The sequence below is a fragment of the Celeribacter sp. SCSIO 80838 genome (assembly GCF_056498065.1).
In genome coordinates this window covers 2,961,833-2,975,302 of sequence record NZ_JAZKMA010000001.1, presented here as the reverse complement: position 1 = coordinate 2,975,302, position 13,470 = coordinate 2,961,833, and the positions used below count along the sequence as shown (strand labels likewise).

The window sequence follows — 13,470 nt, the reverse complement described above, 5'->3', positions numbered from 1 at the left end:
GCCGGGGCGTGACAAGAGCGGCGGAGCGGGAAAGCGAGCACAAGACGGAGGGGGCGAGGATTGCGGCTTAACATGTGGGCCGGGACCGGGCATGAAAGAGGAAAGCAAAGGGAGAGAAATTATGAAACTGGTGCGTTTTGGCGAGGCGGGGGCGGAGAAACCCGGAGTGATCGATGGCAAGGGGCGGCTTCGGGACCTGTCGGATCACATTCACGACATCGCGGGAGATCAGCTTGCGCGGCTGGGCGAAATTACCCGGCTGGATCTCGATGCGTTGCCGCTGGTGAGCGAGGAGGTGCGCTATGGCCCCTGTGTCGGCGGTGTCGGCAAGTTCATCTGCATCGGGCTCAATTACGCCGATCACGCCGCCGAAAGCGGCATGGCGCTGCCGGAGGAGCCGGTGATCTTTGCGAAATACACCTCGGCGATCTGCGGTCCGAACGATCCGATCCTGATCCCTCGCGGCGCGCAAAAGGTCGATTGGGAGGTCGAGCTTGGTCTGGTGATCGGCAAGCCCGCGAAATATGTCGCGGAAGAGGACGCGCTCGATCATCTGGCGGGCTATTGCCTGATCAACGATGTGTCGGAGCGCAGCTATCAGTTGGAGCGTGCGGGACAATGGTCCAAGGGCAAGTCCTCGGACAATTTCGGGCCGGTGGGGCCGTGGCTCGTGACCCCGGATGAGATCGAGGATGCGGACGCGCTCAGGATGTGGCTCGATGTCAACGGTGAGCGGATGCAAGAGGGGTCCACGGCGACGATGGTCTTCAAACCGGCGTTCCTGATCTCGTATCTGTCGCAGTTCTTCACGCTGCGTCCCGGCGATATCATCTCGACCGGCACGCCTGCGGGTGTCGGTATGGGCATGACCCCGCCACGCTTCCTGCGCGCGGGGGATGAGGTGCGGCTTGGCATCGAGGGGCTGGGCGAACAGCGACAGCTCTGCGAGGCGGACGACTGAGGGTGTGTCACGCCATAGAAAAGGCCCCCGTTGGGGGCCTTTGAAAAGCGGTCGGATCTGAGAAAGATCAGAACGTATAGGCCAGTTTCAGGGCCACCGACTGAAGATTCACATCGACGCCGTCCACATCCATGTCGCGGTAGTCGTAGGACAGACCGGCGGTGAACTTGTCGTTGATCGCATAGTCGAAGCCGAGACCGACGAGATAGCCGTCCATGTCGTAGCCGTCGTTGCCGCTGAACATGTAATCGCCGAAGGAATAGCCGAGGCTGATGTAAGGCAGGAACTTGCCCATGTCATAGCCCAAGGAGGCCTTCAGGTCGTAGAGCGCGGTCACGCCGTAGCTGTCCGTGTAGCCGTCTTCCCAGACGTCGCCGAAAGAGGCGGCCAGTTCGAGGCCGTAGACGAGTTTGCCCTTGTCGAGACGGTAGCCCGCGAAGAGCATCGGGTTCGCGGTGTCCTTGAATTCGTAGTCGGAACCATAATCGGCCTCACCGAAGAAACCGGCATAGCCGAGACCGGCATAAAAACCGCCCCAGTCGGCATCGACCATGGGCGCGACCGGGATCACTGGCTCTGCGACGGGCTCGCTATAGCCTCCGGCCAAAGCGGTTCCGGCGCTCAACGAAAATACCGCGGCAATCTTAAGAATATTTTTCATGTGGATTTCCCCTTGTAATCAAATCCCACGCCACGTGTGGTCGCCGAATATTAACATAAATGAATGGCGATGGTGAGAGGGGCGCGCGTGCCGCCGTTCGGAGGCCCGAAACTGTGTTGTGCAGAACACATGTCGGGTCTTGCGGGCGGCTGATGCGGGCGGCTGAGGGGACATCCTCAAGTGTCGATCAGGGCCTGAAGGTCGCGGCTGCGGGCCTCTGCCGCCGCGCGCGTTTCGGCCAGCACGAAACCGGTGCACAGGTTTATCCCGTCGGCTGCGGGCAAAAGCGCCGCGTCGAGCAGCCGTGTCGGGACGAACCAGCCGTCCGCGATAGGGCCTTTGATCCGCGCGATCAGGCGGGACATCGCGCCTTGCGTGCGACCGGAGAAAGACAGGCTGACCGGCAACCCGCTGCGCGCCGCCGCCGCCCTGTGCAGCAGGATTTGCGGAGTGGAGGAGTTGACGCGGAAATTCGGGTCGAAGACGATCAGCCGCCCGTCGTCGGTCTGGCCGATGTCCAGCCCGCAGATCCCGAGAAAGCCCTGCCTGCGGGCCGCGTCGGCGACACTCAGAGCCAGCGCATGGCCCGCCTCGGGATAGGGCGTGTCCGGGTCGATGACGCTGCCCGATTGGCGTGCCGGGGCGGAAAAGGTCTGTTCGGCGGCGCCGAGCAGTTGCACGGTGTCGGGCGAGACCGAGAGATTGACGCACCAGCAGCGGTGCAGGGGCATGGCCGCCTCGACGATCACGGTGTCGATGCTCTGGGCGAGGAAAGCGGTGCGCGCCTGTGCGACCTGTGCGGGGGTGGCGCAATGGTGCACGGCATAGCCCCAACCGGTGGCGTGCTCGCCCCCGGCCTTGAGAAAGGCGGGCAGGGGGATGTCGTCCGGCAGCGCTCCGGTCACATGGCTTTGCCGGGGCGCAAGCGCCTCGGGCGGGACGAGATCGGGCAGGGCGGTTTTGCTGTTGAGCCGGGCCCAGAGCGCGGGCGGCACCAGATGGGCCTCATCGGCAAACCGTCCGGCACGCAGCGGGTAGGGCCAGAACAGCTTTCGACCTTCCGCGATCAGCCGCTCGGCGAGGGCCTCGGCCTCTGCCCCGGTTTCGTAGCGATGGATCTCCTCGGTGATCGACAGGCCCGCCTCGGTGAGGCAGCCGAGAATCTCGTCTGTGGTGCCGCAGATGTGGCGCACGGTCGCCCGCGCTCCCAGCAGGCCGAGCAGAAGTGTCGTCACCGCATCGAGATTGAGCGGCGTATAGCCCAGCATCCGTGTCTGTTCGAGATCGGTGCGGGCCATATAGGCGGCGTTTTCGGGGCAGAGCGCGATCTCTTGCCCGCTGAGGGTGAGCGGGGGCAGCTGGGAGAGAGTGCGTCTCATGGCAGGAACTCCTCGACGGCGCGGGCCAGCCGCAGGATGCGTTCGGAGCGGCGGTCGCCCGCGAAACTCGGGGTCTTGTTGGCGTCCAGAAGAATCGCACGCCCGTCCTGCATGACATAATCGAACTTGCCGAAGTCGAACCCCATCTCTGCGCGGTGACGTTGCAGCTCCGGCGGCACCTCCTCGAGATACTCATAGCGCACCATGGTGCGGACCTTCACCAGCGGATCGGTCGCCACCAGCTTGTAGCCGTAGCTGGCGGAGCCGAAGAACAGCCAGCCGCGCAGGCAGTAATGATCGCCTTCACGCTCCGGCATGAAGCGTTCGACCAGAAGATCGTCGCGCTCCCAGACCCAGCCGGGCACTTTGTCGAGGCGGTCGAGCACGGGGTAGGTTTTCTTTGGCAGGCAGCGGGCCAGATCCCAGTTCAACCGGGCGAGACGTCTTTGCGCCTTGAGCCGCAGTTGCGTCAGCCGTGGCAGGTTGCGCGCTTCGGGCCCGCCGAAATGGTTGAGGTTCGATTTGACGATGACCGGCCCGTCCCAATCCGCACCCGGTTGCACCCGAAGCGAGGAATAGCGGCGCTTGGAAATGTCCAGCACCTTGCCGTTGAGCACCCGCATCCCTTCCGGCGCCTGTGGCACCCGGTTCGGGGACAGACGGGTGACGTCGTGATGCAGAACACAGAGATCGGCATTTTCTGCATAGCCGGAGCCGACATGCACGGTCAGGCCCATGTCCTGCCAGATCTCGGCGAGACAGCTCAGCACATATTTCTTTTGCAAATCTTGGCCCAGATGGGACAGGCTGATCAAAGACAAGTGGGGGCTCCGGCAAATGTGTCGGTCTTTCTAAACCAAGGCCCGCCTCTGCGCACAAGATGGTTTCTGTTTCTGTGGCGGTATTTCCCGGTTGTTACACCATGCGCAAACGATCCATTTGGGATCGTCCGATGACGTGGGGGAACGCAAATACGATGGGATTATGGCGGAGGGACAGGCCGCCATTTAATGTTCTCGAACCGTCTTCATGTGACTGTATGTGTTACCTAAGTGTTTGAAAAAGCGTGATGTATGTGTCTGCATGATTCTTGATTTGGTCGTCACGTTCTGGCAATGATTGGCAATAGAACGGTTATAGGTGGCGACATGGCAAGAGGCATTCACAGGCTTTCAGCGGCGAAGGTAAGGGCGGAAACGAAGCCCGGTTTCTACAGCGACGGCGGCGGGCTTTACCTGCAAGTCAGTCAGTTTGGCGGGACGAAATCTTGGGTCTTCAAGTTCACCGTGAACGGTCGCAGGCGGGGCATGGGTCTTGGCCCGATTCACACTTTCAGCTTGGCCGAAGCCCGCGACAAGGCGGCGGAACTGCGCAAGGTCGTTGCAGACGGTCGCGACCCCATCGGGGAACGGGACGAACTGCGCGGCAAAAGTCAGGTCGAAGACGAACGGCAAATCACCTTCTCGCAGGCGGTCGAAAAATGCTTGTCGAAGAAAGAGAACGAATTCCGCAACGACAAGCACCGCAAGCAATGGCGTTCGACGCTGGATACCTACGCCGCGCCCGTGCTTGGCGACATGAACGTTGCCCACATTACCTTCCAAGACGTGCTTCGGGTTCTGGAACCGATTTGGACGACGAAGACCGAAACCGCATCCCGCCTTCGCGGTCGCATCGAAAACGTGCTGTCTTGGGCGACTGTCGCGGGCTACCGCACGGGCGACAACCCGGCACGTTGGGCGGGCAACCTGAAAGAACTTCTGCCGAAGCCTTCGAAGGTCGCAACGAAAGACAATCACCCGGCCTTGGCGTTGACCGATTTGCCCGCATGGTTCGCAGCCCTGCGGAAGCGCGACGGGATTTCGGCCCGTGCGGTCGAATTCTTGACGTTGTGCGCGAGCCGTAGCGGCGAAGTTCGCGGCGCGGTTTGGTCCGAAGTCGACCTTGATGCAAAGCTTTGGGTGATCCCGAAAGAGCGGATGAAGGCGCAGCGCGAACATCGCGTTCCGCTGTCGGACGCCGCCGTTGAACTGTTGAATGCGCTTCCCCGCATCGAAGGTTCGGATTTCGTGTTCCCTGCGGCTCGGGGCGGGGCGCTGTCCGATATGAGCCTGTCAACCGTCATGCGGCGGATGCAGGACACGGCAACCGCCAAGGGCGGCAACGGCTTCCTTGATCCGCGTTCGGGGCGTCCTGCGGTGCCGCACGGCTTGCGTTCGACCTTCCGCGACTGGACCGCCGAACGGGGCATCGAACGCGACATGGCCGAAATCAGCTTGGCGCATACTGTGGGCACCGAAGTTGAACGCGCTTACCGCCGTAGCGACATGCTGGAACGCCGCCGCGCTCTTATGGAAACTTGGGCCGCAGCTTGTCGCGGTGAAGCGCAAACCGGCGTCGTCGTGCCGATGAAGGCGGGGGCCGCGTGATGACGGAATATCGTATCGCGTCGTTTTCGCCCGAAGTTATCGACATGATTGAGCGCCGCCGCCCCGGTCGGAAAGTCGGCAAACCCGGAAACACTGGCACCCGAAACACCGACAAAAGCGAGGTCGCGAAAACCGCCGCAGCCGCAGTCAAATCGGGGGCATGTGCGAACGTCGAAGATGCCGCCGAAATGTTTGCCGAAGCGTATCTTGGGCGGGCCGGAAACTTGACCAAAGACCAGCTTAGTTACTTCCGAAAGCGCATCAAAAGCTTCCTCTAACTAGCTGACGAAGCATTGTTCTTCACGCTCTGGTTTCTCGGGGCTGGCCTGTAGGTTCGGGGCGACAGATGCAGACCCCTACAGGTGCCCACATGCAAATCCTTATGAAAACCCCCGATGTTTGCGCAGCGACCGGCATGAAGCGCCCCACGCTATACGAACACATGGCGAAAGGCTTGTTCCCGCGCCCTATCAAGCTTGCCCCGAAACTGGCGACATGGCCCCGTGATGAAGTCGCGAAAATCAACGCAGCAAGGATTGCCGGGGCTGACGACGAAGCAATCAAAGCATTGGTCATCGAACTGACCGAAGCCCGTAAGTCGGCGGTTTGACCGCGTAAGGCTTACACGGCGGTCATGTGGTCCGCCAAACACCATTGAAATCACTATCGAAAATCAAGCGAAGCAATTCGTAATGACTTCGTATTGCCAATAGGCCGAAAAAATGCCCGTTCTACCCACATTATTCGACGCATCGAAGCATACGCCTTGGCTCGGGAATGCCGCCGTTTGGCATGACGTGTCGCCCTTCGCTTACGATCTTTTGCCTTCCGAAGATATGCCGGACTTTCCCGAATGGCCGGTCGGTCTTGTCGGCGAAGTTATGCGGTTCATCTTCGATTCCGCGCCGCACCCGATGCGCGAAGCTGCGATCATCGGCGGGCTTGGCTTTATCGCCGGGATTGTGGGTAGGGCATGGAACGTCGAAAGTTCGGGCTTAAACGACTACTTCACCCTGATCGCGCCTTCGGCGTCGGGGAAGGACGCGGCGACCGAAGCGCCCGAAAAGCTTATCAGCGAAGTCAGCAAGGTTTTACCGGAAGCAACCGCGTTCATCGGTCCCGGCGACGTGTCTTCGAAAGCCGCTTTGGCCCGCTATCTGTCGAAGGCCGACCCGCCTTGCTTCGCGATGTTCATTCCCGAAATCGGCGAATGGCTGGAACCCATCGTATCGCCGAAGGCCAGCGAAGCGCGTCAAAGCCTGCGCAAGATGCTTCTGGACCTGTCCGAAAAGGCCGGAAAGGGCCGGGTTCTGCGCAAGTCAGCCTATGCCGACAGCGCGAACAACATCGAAGACGTGAAGTCGCCCGCCGTCACTATCGTTGGCGACAGCAACCCCGCGACCTTCTTCGAAATCGTCACCGAACGGAACACCGCGAACGGCTTCTTCGCCCGCATCGTGATCCTGCAAAATGAAGGCCGGGTGTCTGACTTCAACGTCAATCATTCGAAGGTTGCCCCGTCACGGCAGTTGATCGAAAACCTTGCATCGCTTTGCGCCCAATCTTTGAACTTGAACCATGCCGGGACCGTCCAGAACGTCGAAATCTCTGACGACGCCGATGCCGAACTTTCCGACTTCCGCAACACATGCGCCGAAGGTCGTGACCAATCCGAAGACGACTATAAGCGGGCAGTTTGGGGCCGTGCATACGTTCACGCGCTTCGCGTTTCAGCCGTCTTGGCTGTCGGTCGTAACCCGTTCATGCCCACAATCTCTATCGGCGATGCACGTTGGTCGATTTCGCTTGTGACGCGCAGCGTCGAAAAGCTGTTGGGAAAGTTCGAAGACGGCGAAGTCGGAAATGTGTCGCAAAGCGAAGTCGCGCGATTGAACGAAGTCAGGCGGGTAATTCGTCGCTATATCAACGCCGCTTGGCCCGAAGTTGAAGCCTATGCAGGGGAACGAAATTCAAATCTGCATAGCGCGAAGATTGTTCCGTATGGCTACATTCAAAGGTCGGTCTACAAATTGAAGCCGTTCAAAGATGCCGCATTCGGAAAATCATCGCTCGCCGTGCGCGATACGATCCGAATTTTGATCGAATGTGGCGAACTGACCGCAATGTCAAAGGCCGTCCTGTCGAAAGATTACCGCTATTCGGGTGACGCTTACATGATCGAACGCCCGGAAGCGTTCTTGGAGTAGACGGGTAGACTTCTGCGGTAGATCGTAAGTGGTTGATTTTGCTTAAAAGTAGAACGGTAGAAAAAGTAGACAGGGTTCCCCCTTCCTTCATTTAATAGGTTGGGTCGGTTTATAAATAATACGCCGAAACCTTGCCTCTTCCCTTATGTCTACTTCTTCTACTTTTCTACTTCTTTAAAATAAGTAAGTAAAATCAGAATGTTAAAAAGTAGACCTGTCGGTGTCGCGTTTTCTACCCGTCTACTTCGGCAGTTATCAATGTGGGAATGAAAGGAACGTCGAAATGAGAGGCAAAATTGAACATCATACCTTCGACACGAAGGCCGATGTTGTAATCCGCGAAATTCGCAATCGGTGCGAAGACGATCTTGTTCGCAAGAACGTTTGCAGCATCGAAGACGCCGACGAATATCTTTGTCGCGATTACGTCAGGCAAGTTTCAAGCGTCGTTCAGGGGGCGCAGGCGTTCTTGCCAAGTGACGCCGTAAGCGGGGCCGAAATCTTCCTGTCGCGAATGGTCGGTGATTACAGCATGGGGAAATATTGGCGGTTCTCGGAACGCTGCGGGAAACAACTGTCGCTTTATGCCGACTACTATTTTCGTTGCTACTATGAAGTTCTGTCCATGATGTATGTCGAAACCATGCAGGCGGCTGACGACAAGCAAATCATCGAACTTGCGCACAATGGGACAATCCTTCTCGCCGCCGCATCGCTTCCCGGTGTTGTCAACGAACTACGTCGCGAGTTTCGCCGTAGGGGATTGAACTATGATCGTTTTCTTGTCGCGAACAAGGATTTGGACATGCGCTTGGGCGTCCAGCGACGGCGGCAAGGATTGATCGGGCAGGCATAGCCGCAGCGCCGCGCAGGGCGGGCCGCTGGCGCGTGTCTCGGGGTTGATTGGCACCCTGTGACGGCCCTGACGGCAGAAAGCGGCTCCACGGCCCGGAAATCGGTCCCTGCGGCGATGCCTGATTTGACCGCCTACGGGCTGAATAATGTGGGAATGATCGAAATGAACGAAAACAGAATACGCAACGCCTTTCGCAATCCGTCGCAACTTACCGACGAAGACATTGCCGAAATTCAGAAAAGAGCAATCGCCGACAATAAACGCTGGAAGACGCGAAAGCGCCGCGAAGAAAATGCAGGCGGTTTGGACCCGGCAGAGAACGAAAGGCAGCATCGTTATCACGAAATCAGGCGCGAAAAGAAACGTAGAGATTCCAGTTGGTTACATCGCAATTTATCAGAATTGGAGATTGCGCAACTTAAATCAGCTTGGCTCGCTGAATAGCCTTGACAGGTCGATTCATGATGCCGCTTAGATGATCTTAACCCCGCCTTATCCGTTCAAATCTGCATAGGTGCCGCATGGCAAATCTAAGCCCCGTCTGGCCGAATTCCGATACCCCCGCCCCCATGCCGCAAAAGAGGATTAAGATTAGCAATGCGTCAGACTGCCGAATTGAACTGACCCGGCTTTATCGCGAAATGCGCAATGGAAAGCTAGACATTCAGGACGGTTCGCGTCTCGCAAATGTCGTGATGCTCATTCAGCGCAGCTACATCGAAACCGCGTTGGAAGACCGCGTTGCGGCCCTTGAGAATGAGGCATGACCAATGGCCGTTGCATCGCTGAAATCTCGGATCGCAAAGCTTGAAGCCAAGCGCAATGCTGCGCCGAAAGTTATCGGCGTCGTCGGCTGCCGACCCGAGTTTCGCGACATGACGCCCGAACGGTTCAAGGTTTTGGCCCGTGAACAACAGGCCGCATTGCAGCGGCAGTTGATCGAACTTGCGGCGGATATGTCGCCCGAAGACGAAGCAACCGCGTCGGTCGGAAATGTGGGCACCTTTGCCCCGCTGCCGCCCGGTAAGCGCCACGCCCGGTTTATCGAAATCGGCGGCGTCGAATTTCAACGAACGGCCAACGGGCTTGTTCGCACCTGACAACGAAGGAAAGTCCGATGAAACCCATGACCCGTTACTTGACCCAAAACCCTGCCCACATTCAGGCTTTGGACTTCGCCCGCACGAATGCCGGTTTCGGCGTTCACTTCGCCCGCAACATCGAAGACATGCCCGCAACGCCTTCGACAAGCTTCACGCGGGCCAAGCACACGCTGCATGACGGCATCGGTCGCCTTGAGGCTCTGGCCCGTGATGCCACGCGCACCGATGCGCAGCGCCACGACGCCGCCAAGGGCCTGTATGATCGCATGGCCGGGGAACTGCGCACCGCCGCCAAGAGCGCCCGCGCATGGGCCAAGGCGGAAGCTGCTGCGGCAGGGGATGACATGCAAGCCGTGCTGCGCACCGATCCGGGCAAGGGGTCGATCTACAGCGAAATCCGCGCCCATGCCGCCAGCCGGAAAAACGATCCCGACTGGCCCGCAGAACTGGCGAAGCTGACGAAGACCAACGTTGATGTTGCGGTCGCGATTTCGTCGGCACCGGGCTTCCTGTCGGGTATCAGCGAAGAACGGCAACGCGACCTGTCGGTTTCTGCGATGCAGGCTTTCGCCCCCGAAGCCGCCGAACGCTTGCTTGTCGCGGATCGTGTCAGCGCCGAAGCCGACCGGATGGAACATGGTATTGAGGGGCTGCGCCCCGCGTTCTACGCGCAAGGCATCGCCGACCAAATGGGAACGCGCGTCCAAATCGACGCCCCGTTCGCAACCGGCCCCATCGTCAACGCGGTCGATTGATCTTCGAAATTCGTGCGGCGTTGGTCTGCCTGCCCGATACCGTTCGTTAGAGGCTTCGCGAACGGGATAGTCCCGGCGCTTCACCGCGTCGGGGCTTTTCCGATCAAACAGTTCGTATTCTAGGCTCAATATGGCTAGGGACGTTGTATGCCTGAACCGTAATGAGTATTTCCCGATTTGGGTCGTCTTTGTGCCCAAACAAATACGTCCAACTGGTTTCTGATCGCTTGGTGATGACTTTTTTGTGGTTTGGGTGTTGGGGGGTAACTTCCGCTATCTTCGAAACGACAGCCGAAAAGTCTTTGTTTCGACTAAACATCAAGACTGCGGCTTTCGAGTCGCGCCAGCTTAGATATGATAGAACTTGGTCTAACGTCTCAAGATAAGCTTTCTCTCCCGTCCAAAACTTGCACTCTCCGATAAACACATTCCTCCCATCGACCTTGATGAGAATATCAGTTTTTCCTTCATAATTGAAAGTTTCCCCGGTTGCGTTGCCTTCAAAGTGTCCATTCAACTGAACAAGAAAATGAGTTCTTAAGCTTTCCTCGTCAATTTTCTGGAATGCTCCGGGGCTCTGCTCCATCACCTTGACCATATTCTCTAACACCTTGAGAATATGGTCGTAGTCCGCATCGGCAATAACGGGCTCCGGTTTGAAGGGTTGCCGTGATGCAGTGGGTTTGGGAACTTCCGCCCTAATTGCGCGACGAACATTTGGGGCGGTGTAAGTTTGTTTTTCTCCGGGGCGCTCTTTCATTTTGAAGCCAAGCCCGGCTACTAGATTCCTATCTTTAAGGAGCTTGGCCTTGCGTTGTTCAATTGACTGATTGGCTATCTGGGATAGGCCAGCGTTAAATGTCGCGGCATCTTTTCGGAGCCATTCGAGGTGTTGATTTATCGAACTAATTCTGCCCTTAATCTCCGAATTGACCTTTTCGGGCGTAAGATTGGTTCCGGTTATTGAAAAAATGATCTTCGACCCCGAAATTGTGGCCGTTGGATTGTTGAAGTTATGCGTGGTGGGCTGAATACGAAGCCCGACTTCATCGCCGCTGAATGGCACTTCTACCACAATCTCCGTTCCAGTGACGTAGTGCGGCCTTGATCGGTCAGAGAAATACCGGTCTCTTTCGTGGGAAACATCAATTTGAACTTCTCTCTGGTCCACGACAATTCCGTCCTCGTGCAGAGTTGGAACGGTAAGGGTGAACTTCCCGACATAATATGCTGCCAAATCACCCGTCGAAGAATTTAGCAACTCGTCGCCGTTTTGAGACTCGATCTCATGGCGAAGTTTCTGCCGCCATTGCTCTGATGTGGCGAACCAGTCCCCTTCATGAAACAGATAGTCTGCTCGTCCCCGTCGCATTCTTTAATGAATCTCCCGTGCTATTCAGCGCAAACTATAAGCCAAGAAATTCGCGGGTCTAGGGCCGTGCTCCGATGAAGTGCGATCTTGTCGCGCGTCGCGGACGCAAACCCTACTTCCCGGACCCTTTCGTTCACGAATGCGTGATCTTAGGGCGTTTGCCGGGGCCGGAAGCCCTTGTAGGAACCCGAAATCAACCGCGTGAAAACTGTCACTAGATCGGCAATAGATTTCCCTTGTTGGGAAATTATTCAATGATTTCAAGGGTAAATGGCGGAGAGACAGGGATTCGAACCCTGGGTCCCCGTAAAGGGACAACGGTTTTCGAGACCGCCCCGTTCGACCACTCCGGCACCTCTCCGCGGGGGTCTGGTGGCGGGTGATTTATCCGTGCTGCGCGCCGTGTGCAACCCCTTTCGTGACATTCTTTTGAGCAATCGTTCCGACAGGTGTCGCGAAATTTCGCCGGGGATTTCGTCGGAGCGGAACATTTCGATGTCGTGACTTGTTCCTGTCTCAACTCTTTGTTTAGCTGTTGTCAGCACACTGCCGCCGCTAAGGACCTTGGAAAGGACCATGATGACCGCTCTGACACGCGCCAAATCCATGAAATTCGACATGGGATTCGAGCCGACGCCCCGGGACGGGGGATGGGCCGTGTTGCGCGGGCTGGCCTGTGCCGCGCTGGTCTCTGCGCTGCCGCTTGCCGCCGCGGCGGAGGTCGACGAGGCGCAGCTCGGCGCGCTGATGGAGGTCATGCTCTTCGATGAGGTGGTCTCTGTGCTGGCGCAGGAAGGCCAGGACATGGCCGAAGATTTCTCCGAGGGCGGGTTTGGCGTGCCGAAACCGGCGTGGAAGGACATGTTGGGCCGTCTCTACGATCCGGCGGCGATGTCGAAAGCGTTCCACGACGAGATGGCCGAGGCGCTCGAAGGTTGCGATTTGCCGGAGATGGTGGCGTTTTTCTCTACCGATCTGGGCGGGCGCATCGCCCGGCTCGAACTTGAGACCCGCAAGGCCATGTCCGACGAGGCGGCGCAGGCGGCGGCAGGGCAGGCCTGGGCGGAACTCGACCCGGACACAGTCCGTGCGCGGCTGATCGAGGATTACGTTGAGGTCAACGATCTGGTGGAGATGAACGTGGTCGGCGCGATGAACAGTGACATCGCCTATTACCGCGGGCTGTGGAGCGAAGGCTTCGAGGCGGAGGAGGGGTTGACCGACGGTGATCTCCTGAACGAGATCTGGGCCAGCGAGCCGGAGGTGCGTGCCGATGTCTCCGAATGGGTCTACGGGTTTTCGACGCTTGCCTATGAACCGCTGAGCGACGAGGAGTTCGAGGCCTATATCGACTTCGCCCGCACGGACGCGGGACAACAGCTCAACACTGCGCTTTTCGCCTCTTTCGATGCGGTGTACGAACACCTGTCGCGGGGGCTGGGGGCGGGCACGGCGATGCTGATGCAGAAATATCAGGGCGAACAGCTCTGAGCGGGGTGTCCGGGGCACAGCGGACTTGACTTTTCGGCGATGATTCCCGATATACCGCGCACCCGGCGGACCCTTGGGCTCGACCGGGTGATGTCTTTTTGTCGGAACGGTTTTCGCAGGCAGGCATCTTTCATGACAATCTCGTCCCCTCGGAGGGGCGCGCTGTTCGCGGCAACAAACATCGGAACGCTTTGATTTTCAGATGATTTTCAAAGCAAACCGGGGCCACAGGACGCGGGTATATCGAAAGGAAGAC

Annotated in this window: 15 protein-coding genes and 1 tRNA gene; 11 read left to right on the top strand and 5 right to left on the bottom strand. The window is 58.2% G+C overall.

Going from position 1 to position 13,470, the window contains the following annotated elements:
• Positions 1–121: 121 nt before the first annotated feature.
• Positions 122–961 carry a fumarylacetoacetate hydrolase family protein gene (locus tag V1475_RS14970; RefSeq protein ID WP_479413394.1) on the top strand — a complete coding sequence of 280 codons (840 nt, stop codon included), beginning with the start codon at positions 122–124 and terminating at the stop codon, positions 959–961.
• 67 nt (positions 962–1,028) lie between these two features.
• Here V1475_RS14970 and V1475_RS14965 read toward each other — a convergent pair whose 3' ends face one another.
• From V1475_RS14965 to V1475_RS14955, 3 genes are all read right to left on the bottom strand, one after another.
• Positions 1,029–1,622, bottom strand: a complete 594-nt coding sequence (locus V1475_RS14965; RefSeq protein WP_434287021.1) for an outer membrane protein — start codon at positions 1,620–1,622, stop codon at positions 1,029–1,031.
• 176 nt (positions 1,623–1,798) lie between these two features.
• Positions 1,799–3,001, bottom strand: a complete 1,203-nt coding sequence (locus V1475_RS14960) for a hypothetical protein (RefSeq protein WP_479413393.1) — start codon at positions 2,999–3,001, stop codon at positions 1,799–1,801.
• The gene (locus V1475_RS14955; RefSeq protein ID WP_479413392.1) at positions 2,998–3,822 is read right to left on the bottom strand and encodes a hypothetical protein; all 825 of its coding nucleotides are present in this window, start codon (positions 3,820–3,822) and stop codon (positions 2,998–3,000) included. The genes V1475_RS14960 and V1475_RS14955 overlap by 4 nt, the downstream gene beginning before the upstream one ends.
• Before the next feature lie 327 nt (positions 3,823–4,149).
• Here V1475_RS14955 and V1475_RS14950 point away from each other — a divergent pair, with 327 nt between their 5' ends.
• The 9 genes from V1475_RS14950 to V1475_RS14910 all read left to right on the top strand — a co-directional run bounded on the left by V1475_RS14950 (position 4,150) and on the right by V1475_RS14910 (position 10,351).
• Positions 4,150–5,430 carry a tyrosine-type recombinase/integrase gene (locus V1475_RS14950; protein WP_479413391.1) on the top strand — a complete coding sequence of 427 codons (1,281 nt, stop codon included), beginning with the start codon at positions 4,150–4,152 and terminating at the stop codon, positions 5,428–5,430.
• Positions 5,430–5,708: a hypothetical protein gene (locus tag V1475_RS14945; RefSeq protein ID WP_479413390.1), complete on the top strand. Its 279-nt coding sequence runs from the start codon at positions 5,430–5,432 to the stop codon at positions 5,706–5,708. Before V1475_RS14950 ends, V1475_RS14945 begins: the two co-directional genes overlap by 1 nt.
• A gap of 92 nt (positions 5,709–5,800) precedes the next feature.
• Entirely contained in the window at positions 5,801–6,040 is a 240-nt protein-coding gene (locus tag V1475_RS14940) for a helix-turn-helix transcriptional regulator (RefSeq protein WP_479413389.1), read from the top strand.
• 112 nt (positions 6,041–6,152) lie between these two features.
• Positions 6,153–7,637, top strand: coding sequence for a DUF3987 domain-containing protein (locus tag V1475_RS14935; protein WP_479413388.1), 1,485 nt, complete (start codon positions 6,153–6,155; stop codon positions 7,635–7,637).
• 283 nt (positions 7,638–7,920) lie between these two features.
• A complete protein-coding gene (locus V1475_RS14930) occupies positions 7,921–8,493 on the top strand; it encodes a hypothetical protein (protein ID WP_479413387.1) in 573 nt (190 codons plus the stop codon).
• 57 nt (positions 8,494–8,550) lie between these two features.
• Entirely contained in the window at positions 8,551–8,937 is a 387-nt protein-coding gene (locus V1475_RS14925; protein ID WP_479413386.1) for a hypothetical protein, read from the top strand.
• 77 nt (positions 8,938–9,014) lie between these two features.
• Positions 9,015–9,260, top strand: a complete 246-nt coding sequence (locus V1475_RS14920; RefSeq protein WP_479413385.1) for a hypothetical protein — start codon at positions 9,015–9,017, stop codon at positions 9,258–9,260.
• A 3-nt stretch (positions 9,261–9,263) separates the two neighbouring features.
• A complete protein-coding gene (locus V1475_RS14915; protein ID WP_479413384.1) occupies positions 9,264–9,593 on the top strand; it encodes a hypothetical protein in 330 nt (109 codons plus the stop codon).
• A 17-nt stretch (positions 9,594–9,610) separates the two neighbouring features.
• Positions 9,611–10,351 (top strand): hypothetical protein, encoded by a 741-nt coding sequence (locus V1475_RS14910; RefSeq protein ID WP_479413383.1) that lies wholly within the window; start codon positions 9,611–9,613, stop codon positions 10,349–10,351.
• A gap of 103 nt (positions 10,352–10,454) precedes the next feature.
• Here the strand turns inward: V1475_RS14910 and V1475_RS14905 are convergent, their stop codons facing one another.
• The gene (locus tag V1475_RS14905; protein ID WP_479413382.1) at positions 10,455–11,723 is read right to left on the bottom strand and encodes a hypothetical protein; all 1,269 of its coding nucleotides are present in this window, start codon (positions 11,721–11,723) and stop codon (positions 10,455–10,457) included.
• A gap of 271 nt (positions 11,724–11,994) precedes the next feature.
• Positions 11,995–12,084 (bottom strand) — tRNA-Ser (locus V1475_RS14900).
• 215 nt (positions 12,085–12,299) lie between these two features.
• On the opposite strand from V1475_RS14900, the gene V1475_RS14895 reads away from it, so the two are divergent.
• The gene (locus V1475_RS14895) at positions 12,300–13,214 is read left to right on the top strand and encodes a DUF2059 domain-containing protein (protein ID WP_479413381.1); all 915 of its coding nucleotides are present in this window, start codon (positions 12,300–12,302) and stop codon (positions 13,212–13,214) included.
• Positions 13,215–13,470 lie beyond the last annotated feature (256 nt).